General features: G+C 34.3%; 35 protein-coding genes, 1 tRNA gene and 3 pseudogenes. 36 read left to right on the top strand and 3 right to left on the bottom strand.

Annotated elements, in window-relative coordinates; translation table 11 throughout:
* From RMR19_RS11275 to RMR19_RS11260, 4 genes and pseudogenes are all read left to right on the top strand, one after another.
* Window positions 1-243: pseudogene (locus RMR19_RS11275) on the top strand (hypothetical protein); the annotation flags it as partial.
* A gap of 20 nt (window positions 244-263) precedes the next feature.
* Complete coding sequence (locus tag RMR19_RS11270) at window positions 264-458, top strand: hypothetical protein (RefSeq protein ID WP_310603590.1); 195 nt, start codon at window positions 264-266, stop codon at window positions 456-458.
* Window positions 451-1029: a hypothetical protein gene (locus RMR19_RS11265; RefSeq protein ID WP_310603589.1), complete on the top strand. Its 579-nt coding sequence runs from the start codon at window positions 451-453 to the stop codon at window positions 1027-1029. Before RMR19_RS11270 ends, RMR19_RS11265 begins: the two co-directional genes overlap by 8 nt.
* Before the next feature lie 40 nt (window positions 1030-1069).
* Entirely contained in the window at window positions 1070-1501 is a 432-nt protein-coding gene (locus RMR19_RS11260) for a single-stranded DNA-binding protein (RefSeq protein WP_310603588.1), read from the top strand.
* Window positions 1502-1579: 78 nt separating this feature from the next.
* Here the strand turns inward: RMR19_RS11260 and RMR19_RS11255 are convergent, their stop codons facing one another.
* Window positions 1580-1870 carry a hypothetical protein gene (locus tag RMR19_RS11255; RefSeq protein WP_310603587.1) on the bottom strand — a complete coding sequence of 97 codons (291 nt, stop codon included), beginning with the start codon at window positions 1868-1870 and terminating at the stop codon, window positions 1580-1582.
* A 168-nt stretch (window positions 1871-2038) separates the two neighbouring features.
* Here RMR19_RS11255 and RMR19_RS11250 point away from each other — a divergent pair, with 168 nt between their 5' ends.
* From RMR19_RS11250 to RMR19_RS11140, 23 genes are all read left to right on the top strand, one after another.
* Entirely contained in the window at window positions 2039-2668 is a 630-nt protein-coding gene (locus RMR19_RS11250) for an ERCC4 domain-containing protein (RefSeq protein WP_310603586.1), read from the top strand.
* Window positions 2669-2670: 2 nt separating this feature from the next.
* The gene (locus RMR19_RS11245; RefSeq protein ID WP_310603585.1) at window positions 2671-3000 is read left to right on the top strand and encodes a DUF551 domain-containing protein; all 330 of its coding nucleotides are present in this window, start codon (window positions 2671-2673) and stop codon (window positions 2998-3000) included.
* Window positions 2997-3479: a CHC2 zinc finger domain-containing protein gene (locus RMR19_RS11240; protein WP_310603584.1), complete on the top strand. Its 483-nt coding sequence runs from the start codon at window positions 2997-2999 to the stop codon at window positions 3477-3479. The genes RMR19_RS11245 and RMR19_RS11240 overlap by 4 nt, the downstream gene beginning before the upstream one ends.
* Window positions 3480-3532: 53 nt before the next feature.
* Window positions 3533-5425, top strand: a complete 1893-nt coding sequence (locus RMR19_RS11235) for a DUF927 domain-containing protein (RefSeq protein WP_310603583.1) — start codon at window positions 3533-3535, stop codon at window positions 5423-5425.
* Window positions 5426-5436: 11 nt separating this feature from the next.
* Window positions 5437-5670 (top strand): hypothetical protein, encoded by a 234-nt coding sequence (locus tag RMR19_RS11230; RefSeq protein WP_310603582.1) that lies wholly within the window; start codon window positions 5437-5439, stop codon window positions 5668-5670.
* A 33-nt stretch (window positions 5671-5703) separates the two neighbouring features.
* Window positions 5704-5979 carry a hypothetical protein gene (locus tag RMR19_RS11225; RefSeq protein WP_310603581.1) on the top strand — a complete coding sequence of 92 codons (276 nt, stop codon included), beginning with the start codon at window positions 5704-5706 and terminating at the stop codon, window positions 5977-5979.
* A gap of 24 nt (window positions 5980-6003) precedes the next feature.
* Window positions 6004-6357 carry a hypothetical protein gene (locus RMR19_RS11220; protein WP_310603580.1) on the top strand — a complete coding sequence of 118 codons (354 nt, stop codon included), beginning with the start codon at window positions 6004-6006 and terminating at the stop codon, window positions 6355-6357.
* 66 nt (window positions 6358-6423) lie between these two features.
* On the top strand, window positions 6424-7122 hold the full coding sequence (locus tag RMR19_RS11215; RefSeq protein WP_310603579.1) for a hypothetical protein: 699 nt from the start codon (window positions 6424-6426) through the stop codon (window positions 7120-7122).
* A 63-nt stretch (window positions 7123-7185) separates the two neighbouring features.
* Window positions 7186-7944, top strand: coding sequence for a hypothetical protein (locus RMR19_RS11210; protein ID WP_310603578.1), 759 nt, complete (start codon window positions 7186-7188; stop codon window positions 7942-7944).
* Window positions 7889-8716: a DNA adenine methylase gene (locus RMR19_RS11205; protein ID WP_310603577.1), complete on the top strand. Its 828-nt coding sequence runs from the start codon at window positions 7889-7891 to the stop codon at window positions 8714-8716. The genes RMR19_RS11210 and RMR19_RS11205 overlap by 56 nt, the downstream gene beginning before the upstream one ends.
* 29 nt (window positions 8717-8745) lie before the next feature.
* Complete coding sequence (locus tag RMR19_RS11200) at window positions 8746-9207, top strand: hypothetical protein (protein WP_310603576.1); 462 nt, start codon at window positions 8746-8748, stop codon at window positions 9205-9207.
* Window positions 9208-9274: 67 nt separating this feature from the next.
* On the top strand, window positions 9275-9589 hold the full coding sequence (locus RMR19_RS11195; RefSeq protein ID WP_310603575.1) for a DUF5406 family protein: 315 nt from the start codon (window positions 9275-9277) through the stop codon (window positions 9587-9589).
* A gap of 68 nt (window positions 9590-9657) precedes the next feature.
* The gene (locus tag RMR19_RS11190) at window positions 9658-10428 is read left to right on the top strand and encodes a phosphoadenosine phosphosulfate reductase domain-containing protein (RefSeq protein ID WP_310603574.1); all 771 of its coding nucleotides are present in this window, start codon (window positions 9658-9660) and stop codon (window positions 10426-10428) included.
* 61 nt (window positions 10429-10489) lie between these two features.
* The gene (locus RMR19_RS11185) at window positions 10490-11884 is read left to right on the top strand and encodes a DNA cytosine methyltransferase (protein WP_310603573.1); all 1395 of its coding nucleotides are present in this window, start codon (window positions 10490-10492) and stop codon (window positions 11882-11884) included.
* A 68-nt stretch (window positions 11885-11952) separates the two neighbouring features.
* Complete coding sequence (locus RMR19_RS11180; RefSeq protein ID WP_310603572.1) at window positions 11953-12099, top strand: hypothetical protein; 147 nt, start codon at window positions 11953-11955, stop codon at window positions 12097-12099.
* Window positions 12100-12139: 40 nt separating this feature from the next.
* Window positions 12140-13147, top strand: coding sequence for a tyrosine-type recombinase/integrase (locus RMR19_RS11175; RefSeq protein WP_310603571.1), 1008 nt, complete (start codon window positions 12140-12142; stop codon window positions 13145-13147).
* A gap of 128 nt (window positions 13148-13275) precedes the next feature.
* A complete protein-coding gene (locus tag RMR19_RS11170) occupies window positions 13276-13425 on the top strand; it encodes a hypothetical protein (RefSeq protein ID WP_310603570.1) in 150 nt (49 codons plus the stop codon).
* Between the two features lie 83 nt (window positions 13426-13508).
* Entirely contained in the window at window positions 13509-15122 is a 1614-nt protein-coding gene (locus RMR19_RS11165) for a recombinase family protein (protein WP_310603569.1), read from the top strand.
* Between the two features lie 316 nt (window positions 15123-15438).
* Window positions 15439-15511: transfer RNA gene (locus tag RMR19_RS11160), tRNA-Thr, on the top strand.
* Between the two features lie 108 nt (window positions 15512-15619).
* Complete coding sequence (locus RMR19_RS11155; protein WP_310603568.1) at window positions 15620-16528, top strand: helix-turn-helix transcriptional regulator; 909 nt, start codon at window positions 15620-15622, stop codon at window positions 16526-16528.
* A 158-nt stretch (window positions 16529-16686) separates the two neighbouring features.
* Complete coding sequence (locus tag RMR19_RS11150; protein WP_310603567.1) at window positions 16687-17322, top strand: GyrI-like domain-containing protein; 636 nt, start codon at window positions 16687-16689, stop codon at window positions 17320-17322.
* Window positions 17323-17617: 295 nt separating this feature from the next.
* Complete coding sequence (locus RMR19_RS11145) at window positions 17618-17881, top strand: type II toxin-antitoxin system prevent-host-death family antitoxin (protein WP_310603566.1); 264 nt, start codon at window positions 17618-17620, stop codon at window positions 17879-17881.
* Complete coding sequence (locus RMR19_RS11140; protein WP_310603565.1) at window positions 17874-18176, top strand: type II toxin-antitoxin system RelE/ParE family toxin; 303 nt, start codon at window positions 17874-17876, stop codon at window positions 18174-18176. The genes RMR19_RS11145 and RMR19_RS11140 overlap by 8 nt, the downstream gene beginning before the upstream one ends.
* A gap of 65 nt (window positions 18177-18241) precedes the next feature.
* On the opposite strand, the gene RMR19_RS11135 is transcribed toward RMR19_RS11140, so the two are convergent.
* A complete protein-coding gene (locus tag RMR19_RS11135) occupies window positions 18242-19897 on the bottom strand; it encodes a cellulase family glycosylhydrolase (protein ID WP_310603564.1) in 1656 nt (551 codons plus the stop codon).
* 317 nt (window positions 19898-20214) lie between these two features.
* Between RMR19_RS11135 and RMR19_RS11130 the strand changes: the two genes are divergently transcribed.
* Both RMR19_RS11130 and RMR19_RS11125 read left to right on the top strand, forming a co-directional pair.
* On the top strand, window positions 20215-21081 hold the full coding sequence (locus RMR19_RS11130) for an AraC family transcriptional regulator (protein ID WP_310603563.1): 867 nt from the start codon (window positions 20215-20217) through the stop codon (window positions 21079-21081).
* A gap of 96 nt (window positions 21082-21177) precedes the next feature.
* Window positions 21178-22023 (top strand): DUF2971 domain-containing protein, encoded by an 846-nt coding sequence (locus RMR19_RS11125; RefSeq protein WP_310603562.1) that lies wholly within the window; start codon window positions 21178-21180, stop codon window positions 22021-22023.
* A 201-nt stretch (window positions 22024-22224) separates the two neighbouring features.
* On the opposite strand, the pseudogene RMR19_RS11120 reads toward RMR19_RS11125, so the two are convergent.
* Window positions 22225-22699, bottom strand: a pseudogene (locus tag RMR19_RS11120) (IS91 family transposase); the annotation flags it as partial.
* A 233-nt stretch (window positions 22700-22932) separates the two neighbouring features.
* Here RMR19_RS11120 and RMR19_RS11115 point away from each other — a divergent pair.
* From RMR19_RS11115 to RMR19_RS11080, 7 genes and pseudogenes are all read left to right on the top strand, one after another.
* The gene (locus tag RMR19_RS11115) at window positions 22933-23166 is read left to right on the top strand and encodes a hypothetical protein (RefSeq protein WP_310603560.1); all 234 of its coding nucleotides are present in this window, start codon (window positions 22933-22935) and stop codon (window positions 23164-23166) included.
* Window positions 23153-23374, top strand: coding sequence for a hypothetical protein (locus tag RMR19_RS11110; RefSeq protein ID WP_310603559.1), 222 nt, complete (start codon window positions 23153-23155; stop codon window positions 23372-23374). Before RMR19_RS11115 ends, RMR19_RS11110 begins: the two co-directional genes overlap by 14 nt.
* Before the next feature lie 36 nt (window positions 23375-23410).
* Window positions 23411-23626, top strand: coding sequence for a hypothetical protein (locus tag RMR19_RS11105; protein ID WP_310603558.1), 216 nt, complete (start codon window positions 23411-23413; stop codon window positions 23624-23626).
* A gap of 23 nt (window positions 23627-23649) precedes the next feature.
* On the top strand, window positions 23650-24369 hold the full coding sequence (locus RMR19_RS11100) for a zinc ribbon domain-containing protein (protein WP_310603557.1): 720 nt from the start codon (window positions 23650-23652) through the stop codon (window positions 24367-24369).
* 86 nt (window positions 24370-24455) lie between these two features.
* A complete protein-coding gene (locus RMR19_RS11095) occupies window positions 24456-24677 on the top strand; it encodes an excisionase (RefSeq protein WP_310603556.1) in 222 nt (73 codons plus the stop codon).
* Window positions 24678-24767: 90 nt separating this feature from the next.
* A pseudogene (locus tag RMR19_RS22170) lies at window positions 24768-25964 on the top strand (integrase DNA-binding domain-containing protein).
* A 184-nt stretch (window positions 25965-26148) separates the two neighbouring features.
* Window positions 26149-26607 carry a low molecular weight protein-tyrosine-phosphatase gene (locus RMR19_RS11080; RefSeq protein WP_310603553.1) on the top strand — a complete coding sequence of 153 codons (459 nt, stop codon included), beginning with the start codon at window positions 26149-26151 and terminating at the stop codon, window positions 26605-26607.
* Window positions 26608-26807 lie beyond the last annotated feature (200 nt).

The raw sequence follows: 26807 nt of genomic DNA, 5'->3' as shown, positions 1-26807 counted from the left end.
GAAATGGAAGAAGCATTTACTAAAGATATGGCTGTACTCGATGAAAGTGGGAATCCATTGTATGTTGATAATGAAAGTGACAGACAACAGACGATTGAAGAAGAAATTGCAAGTACAGCAAATGCAATGGAATTTCCTAATGATGATAACATTGTCGATGGTAAAATAGTTGATGAACCAAATGAGGCTACTAACAAGAAGGATAAGGATACAAGTGAGGAGCCTGATTGGATAAACCAGTAATAAAAAACTAGTTAGTTAAATTGAAAGAGGGTGATTATTATATGGTGTTAAAAGTTATCAGCAGTGGAAGTAAAGGGAATGGTTACATCTTAGAAAACGACAATGAAGCTTTATTACTTGAATGTGGTTGCAATTTCAAGTCGGTGAATGAAGCAATAAATTTCAATGTTAGTAAGATAAGTGGTTGTTTGATTACTCACGAACACCTTGATTGACCACTCAAAATACACTGGAGAATACATAAAACGAGGAATAACAGTTTATTCAGCTTTTCAAACTCAACATGCAGTTGAAACGATTACTGGAGAGCGTACAAAAGTCATAGAACCTTTGAAAGCCATTAAGGTTGGCAACTTTATAGTTACACCCTTTAATGTGCCGCATGACAAGGATATAGAGTGTTATGGCTATCTAATAAAGCATGAGGATATTGGAACGTTGTTATTTGTAACAGACCTGCTATATATCCCATACACATTTAAAAGCAAGAAACTCAATACAATCATGATTGAGTGTAATCATATCACGGAACTAATTGATCAGAGCTACAACAACTCATTACGAAATCGTGTTGTTCAAACGCATATGAATCTTGAAACTTGTAAACAGGCTATAGAAGCTAATAAGACAAGCTGTCTTTCAAATGTGATTCTGCTCCATTTGTCGGATAGCAATTCGAATGAGAAAACGATGGTTGCAGAGGTTCAAGAGGTCTGTGGTGATGGGGTGAATGTTGTTGCAGCAAATAAGGGATTGAACATCGATTTGAATGTTTGTTCATTCTGAAGTAGGGAGTTTTGGAAATTTATATAGGAGGATTAGGAACATGAACAAGTCAATGTTAATTGGAAGAGCAACAAGAGATCCAGAAGTGCGTTACTCACAAGGCGAAAATTCAATGGCTATTGCAAGAGTAACGATGGCGGTTGATAGAAAATTCAAAAGAGATGGAGAACAGACAGCTGATTTTATCAATTTGCTAGCATTTGGTAAGATAGCAGAATTAATTGAAAAGTATATCTCTCAAGGAAATAAATTCGGTGTTGTAGGACATATCCAAACTGGAAACTACACAAATAAAGAGGGTCAGAAAGTTTATACAACTGAGGTTGTAATTGATGAATTAGATTTTCTTGAAAGTAGAAAAGATGGGGAATCTTCTAATCAAGGTGGTGGCAGACCAAGTCCAAGCCAAGCAGTTGGCGATGGTTTTATGAATATCCCAGATGGTTTAGATGAAGAATTGCCATTTAATTAAGACTTGAGAAGAAATTAGACAAGAAAAAGCCTACTAGCAACAGCAGACTCTTTAATTCTATGTATTATTTATTGCACATTATTTTGACAACAGCAGAAGCAAATAAAACACATATATAGTAATTCCAATTGCGGTAAGTACTGTGAAAAATGAAAGCATAGATTTAATTGATTTTAAAAATGATGTTTGTTTAGCTTGCAAGATAAGTCTTATTTCATCATCTTCAATATTATTTGTGATAACTTTTCTAATTACATTATTTTGGTCACGAATAACAATATCATTCTCATATATTTGCTCGTTGTTGTCATATGAAATTTGATAAATGTCCAGTTTTAATAATTCTTTTACTAATATGCTATTTTTCAATATATGATTCCCCCTATTGTAAGACATTATATATTTGTTGGCGCTAAATGTCAATTATTGAATGATAGTGACGATAGAAAATGCACTTGAGATTATGACTAAACTAAAAGTTATCACTCAAGGGGTGTTACGGCACTCCTTGAAAAACAGAAATAGGAGCGTGATATATTGATTATCCTTGAAGATAAAGGACAGACACTAGGGAAGCACATTGTCAAAAACGATTGGTTTAAGGGACAAGGAATTGAAGTTATGAGAGTTCCATTGCCAGTTGGAGATTATGTGCTAATGAACGAAAGAACGCAAGATGTTATCAATAGAAAATCTAAAAGAAATACTGACTTAAAGAAAATGGACTTTTTGGGTACATACACAATATCAGTAGATACCAAGAAGGATTTAGCTGAAATATACAATAATCTTGTAGGTAAGTCACATGCACGATTCCGTGACGAATGCATTTTGGCTCAAAATAACGGAATCCAACTAATAATCCTATGTGAGCATAGTAACCATATCAAGACTATAGATGATGTGCGTTCATGGGGTAATCCACGGATTAAAGCGTGGGAGAAAGAAATTAAGAAGTTGGCAGGGTTTGACCCCAAATATGAGGTTGGTTCGGCTATTAATTATCTAAAGCAAAATAAAATTAAATTTAAGAAGAGTCCTATGACAGGAAATCAAATTGCTGACATTATGGAAACCATGACTGAAAAATATGGAGTTAAGTGGCTCTTTTGTGATAAGGCTCATACAGGGAAGATGATTGTTGAGATACTTTCACGGGAGGTGTGAAGATGAGATTAATTGATACTGATAAGTTTGAGAAATATTTACTTGAAAAATTCGGACCAAGTCAAGATTCAACAGTATTGTTTTTATATGGATTAATAGCCGAACAACCTACGGTTGAACAAGACAACTGGATTTCATGTAGCGAGAGACTTCCTAGCAATAAACAACAAGTTATCGTTTGCGACAATATAGCGACTTGGGTTTGCAATTTTGAAGAAGAGCATGGATTTTGTACACCATACTTTGGTGGAACTTTCAATTACAGAATTTACGAACACGTTATCGCATGGCAACCACTCCCTGAACCGTACAAAGGAGTTGGTTCCAAATGACAAAGGAAGAAATCAAGCGAACCATTCCCATGAGAGAAGTGCTATCAAGATATGGAATAACAGTTAATTCAAGAGGATTTTGCAGATGCCCCTTCCATGAAGAGAAAACCTCATCAATGAAAGTTTGGAATGACCATGTATATTGTTTTGGTCAATGCCATGAACGATTAGATCAGATTGATTTCGTTCAGAGAATGGAGAATTGCGACTTCAAGGAAGCATTTGCAATTCTTGGAGGAACAACAGGAGAACTCACGGAAGAGCAAAAGAGAAGTATAGCACAAGCACGTAGAAGGGCTAAATTGGAGCAAGAAAAAGAAGAGTTGAAGAAACATAAGCATAGCAATTTAGCATGTCTAATATCGGCTTGTAGGAAAATTATTCTTGAAGAAGAACCTTATTCTGATTATTGGTGTTTTGCGCAGAACAAGTTGGTTTATGCGATTGGTAGGTGGGAAGATGAAGTGATGAAAAAATAGGTGTGGAGGGTAAATGATTTTATTTTAGAATCTACTGACAAGAGGTGAAGGCATTGGAGGAAATACAAACACTAACACAAGAAAAAATACTAAGCAAGGAGCTTTTATCTGAGATATTTTCGATTAGTGATGAACTGGACAGAGAATTGTCCATATCTCGCTTATCTGCACGAGCAAAGCAGTTAAGCATCAAGAAGGAATTTGACAAGTTAATCAACATCTTCAAGAAAACACAATTAGATAATATCAATCAAGCATACAATGCAAATTACACAGACTTTTCTAATGAGCATGGCATAAATCTTCGATGTGGAAATTGGATTGCGAATGAGAATGGTATTACAGGATTCAATGCGATTGGACTTGAAGTATTAGCTTGCTATCACCCAATTCTCATAACTAAGAAATTTCTTAATGTTGAAAGTGGAGTAGAAAAAATTCAGCTTAGTTTTCTTGGTCCAAGAGGGTGGCAAGACTTGATTGTTGAGAAAGAAACGATATCAAGTGCTAGTAAAATTGTCTCACTAAGTAAGTATGGTGTTTCGGTAACTTCTGAAACTGCTAGATATCTTGTCAATTATTTATCTGAGATTGATTTCGCAAATAGAGATTTGATTCCAATTCAACAATCAACAACAAAACTAGGCTGGATTAATGATAATTTTGTTCCTTACTATGGAAACATTGAGTTTGATGGGGCAAATGATTTTAGAAATTTAGTTGATTGTATTACGGATTATGGTGATTATGAAAAATGGTTAGGCATAGTAAAAAGAGCAAGAGCGAAGAAAAGAATTGAAGTATTAGTTTATATTGCGGCATCTCTTGCGAGTGTCTTAATTAAGCCATTAGGGGCATTACCATTCATTGTGAACTTATGGGGAGATACAGGAAAGGGGAAAACGGTTGCCCTTATGGTTGCTGCAAGTATTTGGGGCAAACCCGAAGTTGGAGCATATATCACGGATCCTGATGCATCAAGGACGGCACTAGAAGTAAGAGATGGAATACTTAATAATCTCCCTTTAATGCTAGATGATTTGTCAAAGATTCAAGATAAGGAAGGTAATAAATTTTCTGAAATTATATACATGCTTACGAACGGAAAAGGTCGTGACCGTTCTAATCAAAAGTTAACACTCAATGAACAGCATACATGGAAAAACGCAATTCTTACAGGTCTAGAAAGACCACTGGTTGATGAAAACATGAAAGGTGGAGCGATTAACCGTATCATTGATGTTGAAATGGAAGATGGACAAATATTTAATACAGAAGAAGGAAGAGAGACCGCAAATATACTTAGAAGTAATTATGGGTTCGCAGGAAAGGTATTTATAGATGAAATTCAAAAAATTGGTTTTGATAGAATAGAAGAATTTCAACAGTGGTATCAGCAGAAATTACTTGAAATAAATGCAAAGGCTGGAATTAAAAATGAAGACAAACAAGTAATATCTATGTCAATTTTGCTTACTGCAGATTTTTTAGCAGAAAAGTTAATTTTTAAAGATGGAATAAAACTAGATATAAATAGTTGTGCGGCAATGTTAAAAGATAAGTCTGAAATATCGGAACACACAAGGGCGTATCAAAAAATACTTGATGAAGTCCAAGTAAATATTAATAAATTTGTTCCAAGTGACGATAGGGGCAATTTCAAGGGTGAGGTATGGGGGAAGAAAGAAAATGGATATGTATATATTATTGGCATAGTGTTTCGCTCTTTAAGTGAAAAACATAACTTTTCGCCAAAGGCATTTACACAATGGGGGGAACGTAACGGTTTAGTTATAGGCACAGGCAAAGGAAAAAGCATTGCAGGGAAGACACATAGATGCTATGTTATTAAACTTCCTGATGATGAAGAGGAAAAGATGGAAACAGATGAGCATGGGTTTGTAAAAATAGATGAATTTAAGCAAGAAGAACTTCCATTTAATTAGAGGTATCAATTATGCAAAGACAAAACAATCCAACGGCAGAAGATGTTAAGGGCATCTTCTGTGATGTATATAAATTTTATTTGAAGTACAAAGATTCTAAGAATGATGAAGAATTTCAAGCATTAGTAAATGAATCGCATGAGTTGTATAAGAAATATAATTTTGATTTATGCAAAAATATGTTGTTAGAGGTAACAGAGGTTATTGATAATAATGTAAAGGAAACGAATTCCCATGAAGAGTAGCTAGCTGAAGGATAGATTAAAGGAGAGCGCGGCATGAGTTTTATAGCAAGACAACCAAACGGTTTATTGTGTAGACATTCGACGGTTACGGGTTGCATTACAGATTACAACATGACAGAAGAAGACTATATTAATCTATGTATGGAGAAAGCCAAAGAAGAAGCCAAAGAGGTTTTAATGAATTATGTTAGAGACATACAAGCTATTAAAGATTATTTTCTACCACATAATATGACAGAGCAAGACTTTGAAATAATACTTAAGGAAATGAAGAATCCATCTGATATATGTAAACACGAGACAACCTAAATGGATAGGTTAGGAGGTAGAGGAATGAGTTGGACATGGAATAAAACAAATGGCGATTGGTGGAGCAATGCTCTTTTTGAAACAAGAGGGGAAGCGATAGAAGAAGCTAAAGGGTGTGGAGAAAAAGACTTTTATGTAGGGGAATGTGAGCTTATACCTCTTAGAACAGATGTAGACCCAGATAGAATAATGGAAGAACTTGACGAGGCATATAGTAATGATTCTGGTTGTGATGATTATATCTATGAAGAAGTATCTAAAGAAAACATACAATGGTTTGCTGAAAAGTTATCAGAATTAGTGGAAGAGTTTCACGAGAAAGCAGAAATTAAATCTCATTGTTTTAAGGTGATATCAGAAGAACATATTGTTTTGTAAAGATAGGGTATTAGCAAATTAAGCAAAGGTTGATGGAGCAGGAGCGATTGAGAAAGGTGTGAAAATATGAAATTAGAAGATAGGATTATTGGTTTCGAACATTATCAAAAGAGATTTGATGAGTGGGAAGCAACAGAACAAATCATTGATGAAAATAAAGCGTTCTGGATGCTAAGAAAACCAGATAGTCAATATCAAAAAGTCTGTTTGTATAGAGATAGTTGCAATATGTTTGTTTATGGTGATTATGGTCAATTTTCTTTTGACAGCATGACTTGGACAGGTAGTGTACATAACCTTGAATACGATAATATCGGATACCAGATGGAAAAGTTGTGTAGTGATAGCAAAAAAGCATTGTATGCTTTTGATGATAGTGAGTGCGAGAAGGATATTGTTAAATGGTTTAAAGATAGGCTAGAGGAAAGATATGATGTAGAAGAAGAAAATATAGAAAAAATAATAGATTTTGTTGATAAAAATGGATCGGATAGTTTTTACATTCGTGATTTTATTGAAGAAAATAGCTTTGGAGAGTATGAAATTGAAAGTCTACTTGAATTCGTGGGTGAATGTTATAAAAATGCAGATGAATATGAATGGATAGCCTTTCTTAGAAATAATACAGATAAGCTTCAAGAATTTGAAGAAGCCTATGAATCTTCGTTGTGGAATGCAGGAAAAAGTATTAGTCAAAGTTACTTTATATGTATGTATGCATTGAAAGTATGTGGAGAAAAATTAAAACAGAAAAAAGATAGTTGAAAAAGGCAATTGGAAAGGAATGAATAGATTGGTAAGTGAATGAAAGGTTTGGTGAAGCTATAAATGAAACCTATATTATTTAATACACAGATGGTACAAGCAATCCTAGAAGGAAGAAAGACTTGTACCAGAAGATTAATCAAATATAAATACTCAAACACGGAAATGAAGATTAGAACTGACAAGTATGGAACTAGACTAATAGAGATACAGAAAGATATTGAAGGAGTAACACATGGTAGGAATGATGATGGTTCTACTTGGAATAAATTACTTGGATATATCGAACCAAAGCCGAAGTACAAAGTAGGAGATGTTCTTTATGTACGTGAGACGTTTTGTCCTAACTATTTTGATGAAAGTATTGCAAGATGTCGTAATGGCAATAAGAACGCTTATAAAGCCGATTACAATAAAAAAATAGTTGGTGATGTAGTACCTGAACCGAAGTGGAAACCATCTATACATATGCCAAAGGAAGCAGCAAGGATATTCTTAAAAGTAACAAGTGTTCGTTATGAAAGATTACAAGATATCACAGAGGAAGAAATAGAAAATGAAGGTTGTGAGTATAAATGTCCTTACGAGCACAGGGTGTATATGCGAGATTATGAAAGCATGTGCTATGTAGAAGGAGATTGCCATAACACAATTTGTCATTGCGATATGAGTTATGAAGAAGAGTTTGCTATGATATGGGATTCAACAGTAGATAAAAAGCAACTAGAAAAGTATGGTTGGAACGCAAATCCGTGGGTATGGGTGTATGAGTTTGAAAGGATTGGTGATTCAAATGGAACGAGTTCTAAAGTATCCAGGTAGTAAGTGGAATTTAGTACCTCATATCCTACCGATGATACCAAAGCATCATACATACCTTGAGCCATACTTTGGTAGCGGAGCTATTCTGTTCTCTAAAGAGCCAAGCGACATTGAGATGATAAACGACTTAGATGGCAACGTTGTAAATCTGTTTAATTGTATTAGGGAAGACCCTGAACGTTTGGCTAGAATGGTGTTAGCTACTCCATTTAGTCGAGAAGTGTATGATGAAACATATGAGACACAGCATGACGAAGCATTCGAAAAGGCTTTGCAGTTTCTTACAAAGTGTTGGCAAGGTTATGGCTTCCGTACTAATGGGAGTAAGGTTGGCTGGAAGAACGATGTACAGGGCCGAGAGAGCATGTATGCTTTATGGGATTGGTACAAGCTACCAGATAAAATACTTCAAATTGCAGAACGGCTACGGAAAGTGCAGATTGAAAACAGACCAGCACTAGAAGTTATGAAACGATTTGATTATGAGAATGTATTTATGTATCTTGATCCACCTTATGTTTTGGATACAAGAACAGGAGAACAGTATTTGTATGAGATGTCAGATGAAGAACATGAAGAGTTATTGATATTTTCTGTAGAATCTAAGGCTAAGATAATGATAAGTGGATATGAATCGGATTTGTATAACGAATATTTGAAAGGCTGGAACAAGGAACAGTTTAACTCTTGTGCGGAGATGGGAGCTAAAAGGATAGAAACGGTTTGGTACAACTATGAGAAGGTTGGGTATAAGCAGTTGAGTTTGTTTTGAGAATAATAGATTAGTGGAGGGATAAAAATATGACAGTTGAAATGATTGATTATGATAGTGAACCAGTGCCAAAAGAGTTGTGTTCGATAGATAGACACGGTGGAGCTGATGATTTTCATGGCTGCGGAGCGTGCTTTGAGAGCGAAAATCCTTTGTCCTGTGAAGAGTGTGTAATAAACAAAATATTTAAACACTATGCAGAACTTACAGGACAAAGGATGAAAAGACAATTTCCTGTATTATTTTCTACACCAAAGAAAAAAAGTGATGCAATTCCATGGGAAGTAATAGCTCCACATGAGGAACAAGCACACATAAATCACGGCCAATCGTTAGAACGTTTAGCAGAACGTGGTGGATTGTCTTATCGTGAAATGTATGCAGTGCTTAGAAATAAAAAGTTTGATTATGAAAATGGAAATAAGTATTCCGACATTCAATATGAGCTTGAGGTATTGAGAATAATAAAGAGCTTTTATCTAGTGAATTAGGAGTTTAAAGGAATCGATTTCGACCCCTTTAGAGAAAGATAATTAAAACGTATAGAGGAGTGAGAGTATGGAAAATTATAATCTAAATATTTTTGACGGGATACACAAAGTGAAAGTGACATTGCAACAATTTGATTATGCAGGGCATATATTTCAAAATATACACGGCAATTGTTTTGGACGTGATATCCTTAGTTTCGATTTTGAATCCTCAGAAGGAGAGGAAGAGAATGATTGTGACTTAGCATATGATGAAAACTATGACTTATTTTCTGTTGTTTTGAAAAATGAAAGCGGGGACAAGTTTGAATTTGAAGGAGATGCAAGCGAACTTAACGATATGATTGTAGCAATTGAAATAGTGGATTATGTAAAGGAATAAACGCTAATTTAAGGAAAGGAGGTCGAAGCTCCTGCAGGGCAAAGTGTACACGGCTTCTTTCTAAGAAAATGGCAAAGACAAATATTATAGTACCAGAAGGGGTACAGACGGATTATACAAGTGTAATTGTAAGCTACAGCAATGGAATAGATAGTACTGGTGCACTTTATTGGACACTAAAGGAATTTGACAAGAGAAAGATATTTCTGTTATATTGCGATACTGGATTTGAGTACCCAGAAAATATACAAATGTTTTACCGAACGGCAGCATTTATTGGAGTAACTCCCATTTTACTTGAACACCCAAAAGGATTCCTAGGACTATTGTTAGAGGAAAGACTTAAATGGCCAGACATGAAAAACCGTTGGTGCACTGCATATTTAAAAACTGGTATTACTGACAAATGGATTAGAAACAACAGGCATATCTTGGGTAATAGATGTCTCTTTGTATCTGGAGAACGTAGGGACGAAAGTAGGAGTAGAGCGAAATTACCAGAGATAGAGTATCACGGCACGACATTAAAGACAAAACGCGTTGCAGACTTTACTTGCCATTGGTATCGTCCTTGTCTGGATTACGAGAAAGGCAAGATGTTTGAACAAGGCAGGGCTTTAAAGCTAGAGCCACACTTCTGTTATGAATATCTGAATCGGTGCAGTTGCATGGGCTGTATGTTCATGAGTGACCAACACGCAATCGAGAACATGAAAAGATATCCTGAACAAATGAGAGAATATGTTGATGCAGAAATTAAGCTGTCTCACACGTGGAAGAATAAGAAGGGGTTGGCAGATATTTGGAATGAATGTATGGATATAGATGATGTTGAGTAAGTAGGAAAGGAGTAAGAGGTTTGGTCGACCAATAAAATGCATTTTACTCTAAGTACAGATAATGAGAGAATTGATAATTGATTGTTTTGCTGGTGGTGGCGGTGCAAGTGTAGGAATAGAAATGGCACTTGGAAGGCAAGTTGATATTGCTATTAACCATGACCCATTAGCAATAAAGATGCATGAGATGAATCACCCAAATACATATCATTACACAGAAGATATCATGAAGGTAAGTATCAAAAATCAAATAAAGCAAGATGATATCGTAAAACTTATGTGGGCATCACCAGATTGTACACAACATAGTAGGGCTAAAGGAGGGAAACCAGTTGAAAAAGGTTTAAGGATACTTCCCTATGGTGTTCGCAGATTATGTGTACAAATACTTAATATAACAGGTAATCTACCAGAAGTAATAATTATGGAGAATGTTGCAGAAATACAAGACTGGGGACCACTTGACGAAAATAACAAGCCAATAAAAGAAAGAAAAGGTGAGGATTACAAGAAGTTCATTAATTCCATGAAATCGCTAGGCTATGAATTTGATAGTAGAGAGCTTGTTGCTGCTGATTATGGAGTTCCGACAACAAGGAGGAGATGGTTTGGTATATTTAGATGTGACAGCAAACCTATTGTATGGCCAGAAGCGACACATAGTAAATGTGGAGTTAACGGATTACAAGAATGGATTCCGGTAAGCAAGAATATTGATTTTACAGACTTGGGTAAATCAATATTTGAACGAAAGAAACCATTAGCAGAGAAAACTCAAATCAGAATTGCAAATGGTATAAAGAAATTTATTATCAATAATCCTAAGCCGTTTATTGTTCCTAAGAAGGAGTCTATGGCATTTTTAATACAGTATCATTCAGAAAGCAGAAAAGGCGATGTAAGAGGACAGAATCTTGATGAACCACTCCAAACGATTGATACAAGTAATAGGTATGGACTCGTTACAGCTTTTATAACAAAGTTCTATAAGTCGGGAACAGGGCAAAGGTGTGATGAACCACTTCATACAATAACTACTTCGCCCGGACACTTTGGGTTAGTAAGTGCGTTTTTAATAAAATACTATGGTAGTGAAACTGATGGACATTCCATAAAAATGCCACTGGATACAATAGTGACAAAGGATAGGTTTGGACTTGTTAACGTTGTATTTGATATTGCAGGAGAAAAATACATAATAAAAGATATTTTTCTAAGAATGCTAAAGCCAGAAGAAAGCAAGCTAGCGCAAGGATTTCCTAAAGATTATATAATTAATCACTATAAAGATTGGTCGTTAGTTCCAGTACAAGAGCAAACTAAGAGAATAGGAAATAGTGTTTGTCCAGGAATAGCAAAAGTTTTGGTAGAATCGAATGTGCCTTATTTAAAGAAGGGTGAAAGGAAACCGAATATAAGTATTAATCATGACGAAGCGCAACTAAGATTTGCTTAGTCAGCAGTGGGACTTGAACCTACACAGAAAGTAGAAAAACCAAAAAATGGGGATAACTTTGTGGAATTGTGGATAAATTTGGAATACGAACAGGAAGTTATCCCCATGAGAGAAAAGAGGGAGATATGAAACCTTATTGTGGATTACCATACAGGAAGCTAAGTAAGATGGAGTTTAGAAAAGTTATGTTGAAACTACAAGAAATAAAGAACTAATGTTTATAATTTAGCGAGAGTAACGGGGGAGGAGATTGCGATGAAGCAGGTAAATATTGATGAATCAATTATCAAAGTCCTATATGCAATGCAAAGCGTAATAGGTCAAAATGAATTAGAAATATTAAAAGCAACTCTTTATGCGCAGCTTGGAAGATTGCATGTATTCGAAGAAGAAACAGCACTTTCAACTGCGATGGACGATAATAATAACATCATAAATCTCTTCATCGCTACTCTTTCAATAGAGGGGAGAACGAATAGTACAATCAAAGCATACGCGCAAGAATACAAAATGTTCTTTTCGTTAGTAGATAAAAACATAAGAGACGTAACTACAAATGACATTAGAATGTACCTTGCACATTGCAAGACAACAAGGAAGAATAGCGATGTAACTCTCAATAACAGAATTAGAAATCTAAAGAGTTTGTTTGCGTGGTTGACCACGGAAGATTACATAGACAAAGATCCTCTTAGAAAGATTAACGTAATTAAAACGGAAACAAGAATTAAAGAGACAATTTCAGAGGAACAGGAAGAAATTGTACGATGTGCATGTGACAGAGAGCGAGATACAGCAATAATAAATCTGCTTACTAGTACAGGTATGAGGGTTGGAGAACTTGTGAAGTTGAATAGAAGTGACATTGATCTTGTAAACAAAGAGTGTATTGTCTACGGAAAAGGGAGAAAAGAAAGAACATCATTTTTTGACGGCAGAGCAAAGGTACATCTTGTTAATTATTTGGAAACTAGAGAAGATGATAACGAGGCATTGTTTGTATCTATTAAGAAACCATATAGCAGACTAACTACAGATGCTGTTAGACGCATTGTTAATAGGGTGGCTAATAATTCAAACGAAAATATACACGTTCATCCGCACAAATTTAGAAGAACGATGGCTACGAACATGATTGAAAGGGGTGCGCCAGTAGAGTTTGTGCAAAAAATCTTAGGACACGCGAACATAGAAACAACGTTGAAATGTTACGCTGTTATGAGTAATGCCATAATCAAAGATGCACACAGAAGATATTCATAATTATAGCCTTAAACACATTATTAGGCTTATTTTATATGGATATAAGTCTACATAGAATTATAAATACTGTGATTATATTTAGCAAAAAAAATGAATAAAATTAAATAATTGATATAGTGAGGTATCAGATGGAAAAGTTAAAACCCAGTAACCAAGCATATATAAAGTCAACACTGAACATATGGAAAAGGTTTCTTGAAGAAAATCTGGTAACTAATGATGAATATAATAGGCTAGTTAAAAATACCTATATCGAGTTTGGAGAAAAGGCAGAGTAATCTGCCTTTTTAAATTATTTATTGTTGCTTTTTGCGAATTATATTATAATAATATTATTATATATTATGAACGGAGGATTGCAATGAAGGCAGTATACTATGCAAGAGTTTCTACAGATGAAGAAAGCCAAGTAGATGCACTTAAAAATCAGAAAAAAGAAGCAGAGAATTGTATATTGAATAATGGGTGGAATTTAGTAGATAGGTATGTTGATGAAGGCAGATCTGGAACTACAACTAAAAAACGCGATGAATATAATCGGCTATGTGAGGATATGGCTGCTAATACATTTGATATCATTGTAGTTAAATCTCAAGATAGGCTTATGAGAAATACAAAAGAATGGTATATTTTTGTTGATAAATTAGTCAGTAATAACAAGAAACTATTCTTTTATATTGAAAATAAGTTTTATACACCAGATGATGCTTTGATAACTGGAATAAAAGCTATTTTAGCAGAGGAGTATTCAAGGGAGCTAAGTAAAAAAATTAATAATGCTCATAGAAATAGACAACGCAATGGTAGTAATGTAGTCATTACTTCTGCAACATGGGGATATGACAAGGTAAATAAAGAGATAGTTATTAATGAGGAAGAAGCAAAAATAGTAAGATTAATCTACGAGATGTATGCAAGTGGCTTAGGGAGTAGGTCAATTAGCAAAAATTTAACCAATATGGGAATATACAATCGCAAAGGTGGATATTTTGCAGATGGAGTAATTAGGGATATCGTAAAAAATCCTATTTATAAAGGTACTGTTATTATGAATAAATCTCATTATGACTTCAATTCTAAAAGAACTATTAGAACTGATGAATCGGAATGGATTATTCATGAAAATATAGTTCCTGCTATCGTGTCTAATGAGCTATGGGACAAGGCTAATAAAACTATTAACAGAAACTTGTCAGAGATAGGAGTTGCGAATGATGCTTTCAAGCGACGTATAGGCGTAAATAGAGGGCAATATGACTTATCGGGTAAAATAGTATGCGGAGAGTGTGGAAACGTCTATTGGAGGAAATTTAGACGTATTAAAGCAGGTATTGTAATTGACTGGTCGTGTTCTGAATATATAAGCAAAGGGAGGAGGACAGCTGTTGATAAAAGAAGTTTCACTAAAATAAAGGTCGAAAAACAAAAAGATTGTGGCTGTGATAATATTACTATAAATGAAGAGAAATTATATGATGGAATTAAGGAAATAGCTCAAAACATTTTTAGTGGAGAAAAGGATGAGTATATAAAAAGAGTCCTAAAAATTATGCAAAAATCTATTAATTCAAAGGAAGTCATATTGGATAGTAAAAATATAGATAAAGAAATTGAAAAGATAAAAACACAAAAAGATTTTATATTAGACAAATTATTAGATGGAATAATATCTGATGAAGATTATAAGCGAAAAGATATTTCCCTTGAAAGTAGGTTGTCTGAGTTGAAATCTCAAAAATTACTAATTGAAAGCAGGATGAAGTCATATGCAGATGAGCAAGAAAGAATAAAACTGCTAATAGACAAAATTAGTGACCATGGAACAGAAGATATTAATAAAAATTCAATTATGGAGTATATTGATGAGATAACTGTATATAACGATCATTTAGATGTAAGCATAGGATTGCTAGGAAATATGAGGCTTGATATAGTAGGAGGGCTTAAAAGTAAAAAGTATCTGTATGTAGAGTAAGCTATTTAAGTTGGATTACGTTATTATGAGTATTGCTATTTTGTGTGTAGTAGCAGCGTTGCTGTACCGAGTGTTAGGTTATTTTGAAAAAAGATATAGTGGATAATGTCTGATAGTATTGAAAATTCATTGGTTTTTGATTATGGAAGAAGTAGGACGATGATGCTAGTTAAATGAGATTTGAACTGGCATCATTGGTCTATATGGAGTATTCGTATATACAGTTTAAGGATTGCTTTTAATTTTTGTATTATTTAGAAAAAATAGAAAAAATACTTGAAAATGAAATGCGAAAGTATTATTATATTTCTATAACGCTTCCGTGGCTCAGTTGGTAGAGCAATTGATTCGTAATCAATAGATCGTGGGTTCGAGTCCCATCGGAAGCTATGTGAAATCCCTATATTTTAGGCATTTTGGAATAAGGAAGAAGAAGAAATGGGCGATCGGTGGAGCGCCTTTTTGTGTAAACTAATTTACTGAGGGGGAGAACAATAGTGAAAATTGACCGACTTATTGGAATCTTATCTATATTATTGCAAAGGGATTCTATAACAGCACCAGAATTAGCAGAAAAATTTGAAGTTTCGAGAAGAACAATTAATAGAGATATTGAAGATTTATGCAAAGCAGGTATTCCGATTTCTACAAGACAGGGGGTAAATGGTGGGATTTCTATTATGGCAGGTTATAAAATGGAACATACACTACTAACCACAACAGAAATGCAAGAAATTCTTGCAGGGCTTCGGAGTTTAGATCGTGTAAGTGGAACGAATCGTTATGGACAATTGATGGAAAAATTAAAAGTAGGTTCATCTGATTTCATGGTTGGTAGTCAATCTGTTTTAATTGATTTGTCATCTTGGTACAAGGACTCTCTTGCTCCAAAGATTGAAAAAATAAGAATGGCGATAGAAAATCCATTTTTATTAGAGTTTATCTACTATTCACCTAATGGAGAAAGTGTTCGAAAAATAGAGCCATACTACTTAATTTTTCGTTGGTCAAGCTGGTATGTGTGGGGATATTGTATGTCTAAATGTGATTTCCGATTGTTTAAGTTGAACCGTATGGAAGGCATGAAGATAAGTGAAGAGGTATTTACAAAAAGAACAATTCCAATGCCAGATTTAAGCAACGAGAGGATTTTTCCTGGTGGGATTAAGGTAAAGGTTCTATTTGAATCAAGTTGTAAATGGAGGCTAGTTGAGGAGTTTGGAGCAGATTGCTTTGTGGAGCAGGAGGACGGTAGACTACGGTTTTATGCAGATTATACGAATAAAAATAATCTGATTAGTTGGTTGCTTACATTTGGAGAGCAAGCAGAACTTCTTGAACCAAAATATATTCGGCAGGAGATGGCAGAAACGGCAAAAAAGATGAGCGAAAAATATATGAGATAATCAAAGTGAAAGATGACATATAGTTGTCGTGTTTCATTTGGTATTATAGTAATAGATAATTATAAAAAGTAATCAACGATATGAAGCGTTTATATGGAGCGTTGTGTAATTGATTATAAATGTTGAATACGTGCAAATGCGAGAAGGGGGAACGGAATATGTCTTTTGATTATAAGAAAGAATACAAAGAGTTTTATATGCCTAAGAATAAACCTGAAATCGTAACAATACCTGCAATGAATTATATTGCAGTTCATGGAAAGGGAGATCCAAACGAAACAGGTGGTGCGTACCAACAGGCAATTGGTGTTTTATACGCAGTTGCATATACGTTAAAAATGAGCTACAAAGGAACGTATAAAATAGAGGGGTTTTTCGAGTATGTAGTGCCACCACTTGAAGGCTTTTGGTGGCAAGATGGAGTTAAAGGGGTAGATTATTCAGATAAGAATTCATTTAACTGGATTTCGGTTATTCGTTTGCCAGATTTTGTGACAAAAAAGGATTTTGAATGGGCAGTACAGGAAGCCTCTAATAAAAAGAAGTTGGATTGCTCATTAGCAGAGTTCTTCACAGTAGAGGAAGGATTATGTGTTCAAATAATGCATATTGGGCCTTTTGATGATGAACCGGCTACTGTGGCTAAGATGGACGAGTATCTAATAGAAAATGGATATGAGAAGGATATAAATGAATATCGTTTACACCATGAAATTTATCTTTCTGACGCAAGAAAGGTTGCGGCAGAAAAATGGAAAACGGTTATTAGGCATCCGATAAGAGAGAGGAGGTAACGAACGTGCCTCCTCTTTCTATATGTTTACTAGGATGTAATACGTATGGTATGTTATTTGTAGTGGTTAATTACGATTCTTTAAGTTTTTTAGTTCAGAATCATGATGGCAAATTAAGGTGTCATGCAGTAACATTTTGCCTTTTAGTATTTCGGTATTGCATGTAGCTAAATGAAAAGGGAAATAATTAAGAAAGCCTATATTGAAAGGTATGTAACATATGTTAATAAAAGTATGATTGCTTTGCAAACATAATTATGCTATAATTATGAAAAAATAGAAGGAGCTGATAAGTATGCCAATTATATTACCAATAAAAGATTTGCGTAACACAACTGAAATATCAGATATGGCACATAAAAAACAAGAACCTATTTTTATCACTAAAAATGGTTATAGTGATCTTGTAGTAATGAGTAGTGAATTATATGATCAATTTGCTAGAATGAACCGCATCGACCAAGCTATTTATGAATCTGAAAAGGAAATGGAAGAGAATGGAGAAACTATTGACCTTGATGATGCATTTGAACAGTTAAATAAGAAGTATTATGGATAAATTCAAGATAAAATTAAATTCAAAAGCATACAAAGATATTGAAGAGATTTTTGTATATATAGCAATTGATAAGCTTGCACCAGAGAATGCACAAGGACAGACAGATAGAATATGGAAAGCTCTTAAAACATTAGAAGTTTTCCCACAATCTCATCAAGATAGAATAGAAGGAAGATATGCTGGAAAAGGGTATAAACAGTTACTTATTGATAATTATATTGCAATATTTAGAATTGATGAAAAAAACAAGGTAGTTTATGTTGTGGCAGTTCAATATCAGGGATGTAATATCTGATGATTAAATTATATGAGACTAAAAAAGCATTTAGAAAACAAAAAACGTTTTCTAAATGCTTTTTTCTACTTCAATCCATTCATGATAGCAGTAATAATTGCTTGCTGTGTAACAGCGCAAGTTGAACGGTTAAATAATCCAAATCCATAAGTGCCATTAACGCCATTATCCCAAACGATTGGAACACAACCATATTGCTTTGATGCATTTGATACAGCGTAGGCGAAAGCAGCGCGGTATGTAGAATTAGATTTGTCAATTGATCCGAATTCACCTATAACAACAGGATAACCTTGAGACGTGAACTTGCTGTATAAGGAGTAGAATTGAGAATACAACGTATCCTCTTGTCCCCATGTAGATTTTTTGCTGGAATCCGTTGCAGATGCTCCCCATTGAGTGATATTCATAGATTCTTCTCCACAGAAATCCCAAGGTGTATAATAATGAACGGAAATCATAATTCGTTTTTGACCAGATGGCACACTGCTAGAGAGATAGGAATCCGTTGGTAAAGAGAATCCATAGTTTCCTACTGTATAAGTGATATCTGTATTCCAACCAGGAATCAAAAGCCAACGAGAAGTGTTATTTCCTCCAGTTTGACGAACGGTATCAACAAAAATTTGATTGTACGCATTGATATTGGAATAGTAGGTAGTATTAGGTGTTCCATATGTTCCATCAAATTCTTCATTTAAGGATTCGAATATTAAGTGTTCATCATAGTCTTTGAAAGTTGTAGCAATTTGTTGCCATACTTTTTTATACTTTGCTTTAATTGTAGTTTGATCACTACCATTGCATAGTAACCAACCACCAGATACAGAATTGTAACCATCACCATGAATATTAATAATTACATACATTCCTTGGCTGTATGCATAATCAACGACTTCCTTAACTCTGCTAAGCCATGCTGAATTTATTGTATAATCACTGCCTGAGCCAATATAGTTTATATAGGAAACTGGAATACGTATCGTATTGAAGCCTGCATTTTTAACAGCTGTAATAAGTGCTTTCGTAACGGTTGGATTTCCCCATGCAGTTTCGCTTGGAGTTCCGTTTATAACTGCCTCCATGGAATTACCCAAATTCCAACCAGCTCCCATTGCTGCGACAATTTGACTTTGTGATAATTGTTTTATTGTGCCAGTAGACGTTGACGTGTCAGTAGATGTCACCTCAATAATGCTAAATAATTGGTTAGCAGCGCTATAATCTGTGTTTTGTGTACATGTTGCCCCGTTTGTTGTTGAATAATTTGCGATTTCAAGTACTAATCCACTATTTCTATTTTTGATTTTATAGTATCCATTATAGGAGATTAGCTCAAACTGCTGATTATTTCCACCATTGTTCGTGTAAAGGATATCGGAACCACCAGTTGCTGTGCTTTTTCCGGATATGTCCATAACTGTTTGGCTTGTAACATTTTGGATATAGTAGTAACCGCTTCCTGCTTGAACAAATTTCCATTGTTGCGTAGCATTTCCAGCATAATCACTTTGGACAATGGCTGTACTGTTGGTAGTAGCAAGACCAGACGGTTGTAAACATTTACCTGAATAAGCATTATACAAAATGTACTTTGAACTAGTTGAAATAGATGAAGCATAGGATGCCGCATTAACAGTTGATGATGGAATAATCGAAAAAATGGATACAAACAGAATCATTAATACAGCGAAAATAGAAATACCTTTTGATTTTCTCATAAATCCCTCCAAATAATAAAATAGCATTGAAATAATTGAGTTATAATGTATCAAAAATATACTAGAATGCCCCTCTTTTTCTCTAATATATCAATGAACCAGAAAACAATGCTTAATTAATAGTAACAATTCTCTCACGCGTGTAATCTTATATTATAGAAAAAGTTTACCAAAGAATAGTGTCAATATTGATTTGAAATATAACAATATTGACAAAGTGGATGGAAGTATTTGCAGAGGTTGCTTGTGATTTGTTATAATATATGAATTAACGTAATCGTTATAGTACATTATTATGCATAGGAGATGTATATTCAATGAGTCATTCAACTGCGCTAAGAAATGAAGCGAAAAGAATTATTGCTTCAACATCTGGTTTTGCCAGAAGTAACTATATCTTTTTACAAGAAGTAGGACAAATCACGTCTCAACCAGATTTTATAAGTCAACGAAATAGCCTGTTATCCTATCTGTTTTTGGTGGTAGAAGAGGGAGAAGGAGAATTTACATACGAGGAAGAAAAATATGATCTAAAAGCTGGCGACTGTATTTTTATTAATTGTGAACATGCCTATTCTCATTGTGCAAAAAATGGTTCTTGGACAATTCACTGGTTGCATTTCTTCGGGAATAACATGAATCTTATATATGATGAGTATCTGCAACTGGAAGGAAAGGTCGTGTTTGCACCAAAATGTCCTGATAAATACATTTATCTAATGGAGGAGATTTATCGTTTAAGTAGCAATGAGATACCAATAAAGGAGATGCTTTTATATAATAAATTCACAAGCTTGCTGTGTGAAATCTGGAAAGATAACCATTCGTCCTCGGAAGAGATGATGGACGAGGGGAAAAATCAGCAGATATTAAAGCAAGTAAAAAGTTATATTAGCAAAAATTTTGCTATGAAAGTTACATTGGAGGAGCTGGCAAGTAAGTTTTTTATTGATAAATTTTATTTGACTCGTTTATTCAAAAAAGAGTATGGAAAAACAATATTCAATTATTTGTTGGAGTGTCGATTACTCGAATCCAAACGTTTGCTTAGAAATACAAAGTTGTCGATTGCCGAGATTGCAATTCAAGTCGGGATTAATGATGTGAGCTATTTTACTAAGGTATTTAAGAAGATAGAAGGATTGTCGCCGAGAGATTATAGGAAGAAGTGGCAGGAAGTTTGATGTTTGGGACAAGTTTTCAGCATATGTCTTGCAAATATGATATAATAAGGGGAGAATATGAAATGGATGTTTAGATTAAGATAGGAGTAGATGAAAATGAAATATTTATATCATTATACAAGTTTGGAAACATTGGCACTAATTCTAAAAAATAAAACATTGTGTTTTAATAATCTATTAAATGTAGACGATATAGAGGAAGCTCAATCACAAGATATGGGAAAAATTGGCGCGTTCGTGTATGTAAGTTGTTGGACTGAGGATATGGAGGAATCTATACCATTATGGAATTTATATACTCCGAATATGCATGGAGTTAGAATAAGATTACCTGTTTTCCCATTTGTGAAGTATCATTATAAAAGGGGGGAAATGTTTTTTGGAGAGGATACAGAAACATTTATTAACTGTAAGGCTCTGTATGATGAGAATAAGATTTGTGTTTCAGCAAGTTGTCCACTCCTAATTAAAGTTGAGTATACAAATGATTATGACAAGTTGTTTCCAAAAGTTAAAAGAGAGTCGTTGGTAGGTGACTTACAAAAGTTTCTTGAAGCTAAGGATATGAACAATCTTGGAGATATCATGAAAGATAATATTGAGGTAAGTTATTCGTTTGAAGATATAGGAAATTATAAAAGAGAAAACTGGAAATTTCAAAATGAATGGAGATATAAGATAACAATTATGCCAATGGGAATGCAAGAACTAAATCCACCCACGTTAGAGAAACAACAGGAATTAATTAGAAGGCTTGAAAACAAGAATAATGAGCCACCATATCATAGACTATTTCTAAGTCTTGCACCAAATGTATTTAGTGATATGGAAGTGATATTTGGACCAAAGATGAGCGAAGCAGAGAAGATAATGGGAACCTCATTATTAAATGAATATGCGCCTAAATGTGTGTATAGAGACAGTTACTTGAAGATTAAATGATGGGAAGTGTATATTAAAAAGAGTAATAAAGTGGGGGGATTTGAGAACAGAGACGCACAACAATAAACAAGAAGATCAAAAACATGACAAAAGTATTATTCATCTGCCACGGTAGGACTTTGAAGTTACTCTCAATTCTCGGCACAATGGGGAAAACTAGGACATAGTACGGCGAGTTCAATTCTGTCAAGTATATCCAATGCGCCAAGGGGTAAAGTTACCAGCGCCACCGTCGGAAATGAGGACGTGAATATGAGGATTCCATTTTAAGTCCCTACCGAAAGAGTGAAGGACGCAAACAAAACCAGGAGTAAAGTTTTCAGATTTATTCATTTTAGAAAATATGCGAAGGATAGAATCGCTGACAGAGTGAAAAAGTACACCAAGGAGAGAACGAACTTTCAGAAAAAAGACGCGAAGTTCTTGAGGGATAGTAAAGACACAATGTCTGTGTTTACAAGAAATCAGTTTTGATGATATACGAAAAGAACGTTTTTGGTTATACATGTTTCCACAGGAAGGAAAAAAGCGGCTTTTACAAGTATAGGGAACAAATTTGAGTTCACCACAATCAGGGCAGCCCCAAAAGGCATCCCCCTGAGATGAATCGCCGCAATTAATCACTTTGTCTACATTTTCAATAACAGATTTGCGAGGAATGTAAAATATATACCATTTATTCATAATAGTCACGAAAGATATCTTTTAATTTACTCATAAGAGTATTACGAGGGAAAATGTCGAAAAAAGAAAGCCCTATATTCCACTCATGAGTGAGGGGATAGGGGAGCTGAGAGTGGCGAAGCCACTTTGTTCCACTGAGAAAATTTGAACTTATGATACGATTCAACAACATAGATATGAAAATTATGGTATAATATTTATAGTTTTATTGAGGAGGTAAACGATATGCAGAATATTTCTAAAATTGTGAAGTGGAAAAACGGAGAAAGAACTATTGACTGGTTTAATGTATGCTGTAATGCTGAAGAAGAAATGAGAATAACCCAATATATAGTTGATGCATTAAATAATAAATTTAATGAGGTTTATCAAAAAGATTGGTCATCCTTTGGCAAAGATGGAGATTGTATAACCATTGAAGATGTTGAAGTTGGAGGTGGCATTGATGGCATTATCTAAAAGTCAAAGAATTACGTTACAAATATTAGCAAAAAACAGGACACAAAAAATGAATTATCAAGAAATCGCAAAGCAAACAAGTGAAATAAGACCTATGGATATTTCAAACGCATTACGTACTCTTGCAAACAAAGATTTTGTATATCAATTCGATATGCAAGGAAGAACTACAATTACAGGTGATGGAATGGAAGCGTTAATGGACTAAGAAAGACAGAAACCATTTTACTGGAGGAAATGACTTATGGGAAAACTTGAAGGAAGTACACTGTGTAAAAATTGTGGTAAGGAAATAAAGTGGTGCTATTTACTAAGGCAAAAACTAAGTTCAAGTAGAACTTTAGACGTTGAAACAATAGCAAAGGGTACTATTATTCTTAATAGTTCACCATTAGATAATATCATAAAGGTACATTGTAATAACTGTGATGTAATTAATGAAATTACGCAAGAAAAATAAATATACATAAGGAGGGGGAGAAAATGGCACTAACTAAATGCCCAGAATGCGGAAAAGAAAATGTATCGGATAGTGCAGAAGCATGTCCTGATTGTGGATATGGAATAAAGGCACATTTTGAAAAAATAAAACAAGATATAGAACAAAAGGAACAAGCTGAAAAAAGAAAAATAGAAGCGGAATTAAAAGCTAAGAAGCAAGAAGAGGCGATAAAGAACAAAGAATTAAATGATAAACGGAAAGAGGAACAACGAGTAAGAAGTGTACCACAACTTGAAAAACCACAACTAAAAGCACCGATAATTATATTGGTAATTTCGGCTTTATGTTTTTGGATAGGTATATCTGAATCAGGTGCATCGGAGTGGGAAGTTGAAAGAAGTGTATCGCATGGTAATGGGGATCCACATTTTTATGGTGCGTTATTTGTTTTTATAGGAATTGGGTTGATTTGTTATGGTATTTATTTGTTTGTAAAACGTCTAGAAAGGTATAATTTATCAAAGACAAATTTAGAGGAATATCAAAGACAAGTCATTAAAGAACGAGCTGAAGCAGCTGAAGCAGCTAGAAGATCAGTTGAATTGCAAGCAAGGGCAGCGGCGAACGCTCCAAAATGTCCGATGTGCAATTCTACAAATATTGAACGTATTTCGACATTAAATCGAGCAACAAGTGTTGCAATGACAGGGTTAGCGAGTGGTAAAATAGGAAAACAATATAAATGTAAACATATGTGGTAAATGAAAAGATTTTTGGGTGTGTCCATAACGGAAGCACCTTTTTTAATGCAAAATTTAGAAAATGAAAGACTAACTATTTTATAGTAATGACAGAAACAGTATTAGAAGATAAGGGGTATGTGCCAATCTGGGAAAAGTTCGCACTTACAATTAATGAAGCAACACAATATTTCAATTTGGGAGAAAAGAAAATCCGTAAATTAGCCGAGGATTATGTAGATTATGGTTTTGTGGTGCAAAACGGAGCAAAAACACTGATTAAACGTATGAAATTTGAAGAATTTATGAATGAGACAAATTCGGTATAGATTGAAGTACTAATAGATTTTGAGCCTTGCTTGTGGTATTATTAATAATATCGTGCTAAGGCTCTTTTATTATGAAAGGAGCATAAGCGAATGAATGAAAAGAGACGAGATAGTAAGAATCATATTCTTCGCAATGGAGAGAGCCAACGCAAAGATGGAAGATATGCGTATGTTTATGTAGATGGTAATGGAAAACAACATTTTTTGTACAGTTGGAAATTAGAAAACACAGATAAAAACACCACAAGGAAAGAGAGATTGTATATCTCTAAGGGATAAAATCAAAATGCTAAAAAAGATTTAGATGATGGAATTATCCCTAATGGTGGTGAAATAACAGTATTACAATTGGTGCAAATATATGTTGGACAAAAGACAGGTGTACGTCACAATACAGAAGCTAATTATAAGTTTGTGATAAATATTATCAAGAAGGAAGCCTTTGGAGCAAAACGCATAGACAAAGTTTAATTATCAGATGCCAAAGAATGGCTTATTAAATTACAGGATGATGGTAGAGGATATAATACTATTCATACTGTCAGAGGTGTCATAAGACCAGCTTTAAAAATGGAAATGGATGATGATTTAATACGCAAGAACCCATTTGAGTTTCAATTAAATACAGTAGTTGTGAATAATAGTGTGACAAGAGAAGCAATCACAAAAAAACAGGAACGAGCATTATTTGAGTTTATAAAGAATGACAAGCATTTTTGTAGATATTATGATGCAATCTACATTCTTTTCAATACTGGACTTCGTATATCTGAACTTGTAGGACTTGTCAAAGCTGATATTGACTTTGAGAATGGAAAAATAAAGATAGATCACCAACTGCAAAGAAAGCGAGATATGGAGTATATTATTGAAGCTCCAAAAACTCGTAGTGGAGTAAGATATGTACCTATGACAACAGAGGTTAAAGATGCTTTTGAACGCATTATTATAAATCGGAAAAATCCTAAGATAGAACCTTTGATTGGTGGGATGAGTGGATTCTTATATTTAGATAAGAATGGTATGCCAATGGTCGCATTGCATTGGGAAAAATACTTCCAACACATATGTGAAAAGTATAATAATATCTATAAAATTCAAATGCCAAAGGTTACACCTCATGTTTGTAGACATACTTTTTGTTCTAATATGGAAAAGAGTGGTATGAATCCCAAGACACTATAATACATAAGGGGGCATAGTGACATAGGTGTTACACTAAATACTTATTCGCATTTAAATTCTGATAATGCAATGGAAGAATTAAAAAGGGTGTGCAACCAGTAAAAGTGGATTGGTAAATTAGTAAGAAGTAGGTTGATTTACTAATAAATTTACTAATTTTGAAGGCTAAGTTATACTAACTTATGCATAAAATATACCCTGAAAGGTATAAGTCCATTCTGTCAGAAGGCGGTTTGGAAACATTGAAAATCAATGGAAACCTAGTAAAATCAAGGAGAAACGCAACATGACAAAAGTATTATTCATCTGCCACGGCAACATCTGCCGTTCACCAATGGCAGAATTTGTTTTCAAAGATATGGTAAAAAAAGCCGGATTAGAAGACCAATTTGTAATTGCCTCCTGTGCAACGAGCACAGAGGAAATAGGAAATCTAGTTCACCCAGGAACAAGAAAGAGATTGCAACAGGAAGGCATCTCAACAGCAGGAAAACATGCAGTCCAGTTAAGAAAAGAAGACTATAACAAGTATGATTACCTTCTAGGAATGGATGCTTGGAATATGAAGAACATCTATAGAATCATAGGGAAGGAAGACACTGATAAGGTGAGAAGATTACTTTCATTTACTGACAGAGAAAGAGATATTGCAGACCCTTGGTATACAGGTAACTTTGATGAAACGTATAACGATGTTGTAGAGGGCTGTGAGGCATTTCTTAACTTTGTAACTTCAAAGATATAGACAAAACATAGTGGCTGATTCTTTCATGGTACAGCACTATACATATGTAAGCTATCCTTCATCGGATAGCTTATTTAATATAATTGAACTATTGTCCAATCGGATAATATGAGTTGCCCGACAAATGAGGTATTATAAATCTGCCTCTTTGTCATATTGTTCCTTGAAAATTTAATATATTATCTTCTATTGAGAGAAGT

The organism is Anaerosporobacter sp. (assembly GCF_031551385.1).
Lineage (GTDB): Bacteria > Bacillota > Clostridia > Lachnospirales > Lachnospiraceae > Anaerosporobacter.
The sequence above is the reverse complement of the archived record's forward strand: the minus strand, read 5'-3'. Positions and strand labels throughout refer to the sequence as shown.

What these genes read in the sequence shown, in the direction of transcription:
- RMR19_RS11260 (WP_310603588.1), top strand. Translation starts at nt 1,070, where the DNA reads ATGAACAAGTCAATGTTAATTGGAAGAGCAACAAGAGATCCAGAAGTG.
- RMR19_RS11245 (WP_310603585.1), top strand. Translation starts at nt 2,671, where the DNA reads ATGAGATTAATTGATACTGATAAGTTTGAGAAATATTTACTTGAAAAA.
- RMR19_RS11240 (WP_310603584.1), top strand. Translation starts at nt 2,997, where the DNA reads ATGACAAAGGAAGAAATCAAGCGAACCATTCCCATGAGAGAAGTGCTA.
- RMR19_RS11230 (WP_310603582.1), top strand. Translation starts at nt 5,437, where the DNA reads ATGCAAAGACAAAACAATCCAACGGCAGAAGATGTTAAGGGCATCTTC.
- RMR19_RS11225 (WP_310603581.1), top strand. Translation starts at nt 5,704, where the DNA reads ATGAGTTTTATAGCAAGACAACCAAACGGTTTATTGTGTAGACATTCG.
- RMR19_RS11220 (WP_310603580.1), top strand. Translation starts at nt 6,004, where the DNA reads ATGAGTTGGACATGGAATAAAACAAATGGCGATTGGTGGAGCAATGCT.
- RMR19_RS11215 (WP_310603579.1), top strand. Translation starts at nt 6,424, where the DNA reads ATGAAATTAGAAGATAGGATTATTGGTTTCGAACATTATCAAAAGAGA.
- RMR19_RS11210 (WP_310603578.1), top strand. Translation starts at nt 7,186, where the DNA reads ATGAAACCTATATTATTTAATACACAGATGGTACAAGCAATCCTAGAA.
- RMR19_RS11205 (WP_310603577.1), top strand. Translation starts at nt 7,889, where the DNA reads ATGAGTTTGAAAGGATTGGTGATTCAAATGGAACGAGTTCTAAAGTAT.
- RMR19_RS11200 (WP_310603576.1), top strand. Translation starts at nt 8,746, where the DNA reads ATGACAGTTGAAATGATTGATTATGATAGTGAACCAGTGCCAAAAGAG.
- RMR19_RS11195 (WP_310603575.1), top strand. Translation starts at nt 9,275, where the DNA reads ATGGAAAATTATAATCTAAATATTTTTGACGGGATACACAAAGTGAAA.
- RMR19_RS11190 (WP_310603574.1), top strand. Translation starts at nt 9,658, where the DNA reads ATGGCAAAGACAAATATTATAGTACCAGAAGGGGTACAGACGGATTAT.
- RMR19_RS11185 (WP_310603573.1), top strand. Translation starts at nt 10,490, where the DNA reads ATGAGAGAATTGATAATTGATTGTTTTGCTGGTGGTGGCGGTGCAAGT.
- RMR19_RS11175 (WP_310603571.1), top strand. Translation starts at nt 12,140, where the DNA reads ATGAAGCAGGTAAATATTGATGAATCAATTATCAAAGTCCTATATGCA.
- RMR19_RS11170 (WP_310603570.1), top strand. Translation starts at nt 13,276, where the DNA reads ATGGAAAAGTTAAAACCCAGTAACCAAGCATATATAAAGTCAACACTG.
- RMR19_RS11165 (WP_310603569.1), top strand. Translation starts at nt 13,509, where the DNA reads ATGAAGGCAGTATACTATGCAAGAGTTTCTACAGATGAAGAAAGCCAA.
- RMR19_RS11150 (WP_310603567.1), top strand. Translation starts at nt 16,687, where the DNA reads ATGTCTTTTGATTATAAGAAAGAATACAAAGAGTTTTATATGCCTAAG.
- RMR19_RS11145 (WP_310603566.1), top strand. Translation starts at nt 17,618, where the DNA reads ATGCCAATTATATTACCAATAAAAGATTTGCGTAACACAACTGAAATA.
- RMR19_RS11140 (WP_310603565.1), top strand. Translation starts at nt 17,874, where the DNA reads ATGGATAAATTCAAGATAAAATTAAATTCAAAAGCATACAAAGATATT.
- RMR19_RS11135 (WP_310603564.1), bottom strand. Translation starts at nt 19,897, where the DNA reads ATGAGAAAATCAAAAGGTATTTCTATTTTCGCTGTATTAATGATTCTG.
- RMR19_RS11130 (WP_310603563.1), top strand. Translation starts at nt 20,215, where the DNA reads ATGAGTCATTCAACTGCGCTAAGAAATGAAGCGAAAAGAATTATTGCT.
- RMR19_RS11125 (WP_310603562.1), top strand. Translation starts at nt 21,178, where the DNA reads ATGAAATATTTATATCATTATACAAGTTTGGAAACATTGGCACTAATT.
- RMR19_RS11115 (WP_310603560.1), top strand. Translation starts at nt 22,933, where the DNA reads ATGCAGAATATTTCTAAAATTGTGAAGTGGAAAAACGGAGAAAGAACT.
- RMR19_RS11110 (WP_310603559.1), top strand. Translation starts at nt 23,153, where the DNA reads ATGGCATTATCTAAAAGTCAAAGAATTACGTTACAAATATTAGCAAAA.
- RMR19_RS11105 (WP_310603558.1), top strand. Translation starts at nt 23,411, where the DNA reads ATGGGAAAACTTGAAGGAAGTACACTGTGTAAAAATTGTGGTAAGGAA.
- RMR19_RS11100 (WP_310603557.1), top strand. Translation starts at nt 23,650, where the DNA reads ATGGCACTAACTAAATGCCCAGAATGCGGAAAAGAAAATGTATCGGAT.
- RMR19_RS11095 (WP_310603556.1), top strand. Translation starts at nt 24,456, where the DNA reads ATGACAGAAACAGTATTAGAAGATAAGGGGTATGTGCCAATCTGGGAA.
- RMR19_RS11080 (WP_310603553.1), top strand. Translation starts at nt 26,149, where the DNA reads ATGACAAAAGTATTATTCATCTGCCACGGCAACATCTGCCGTTCACCA.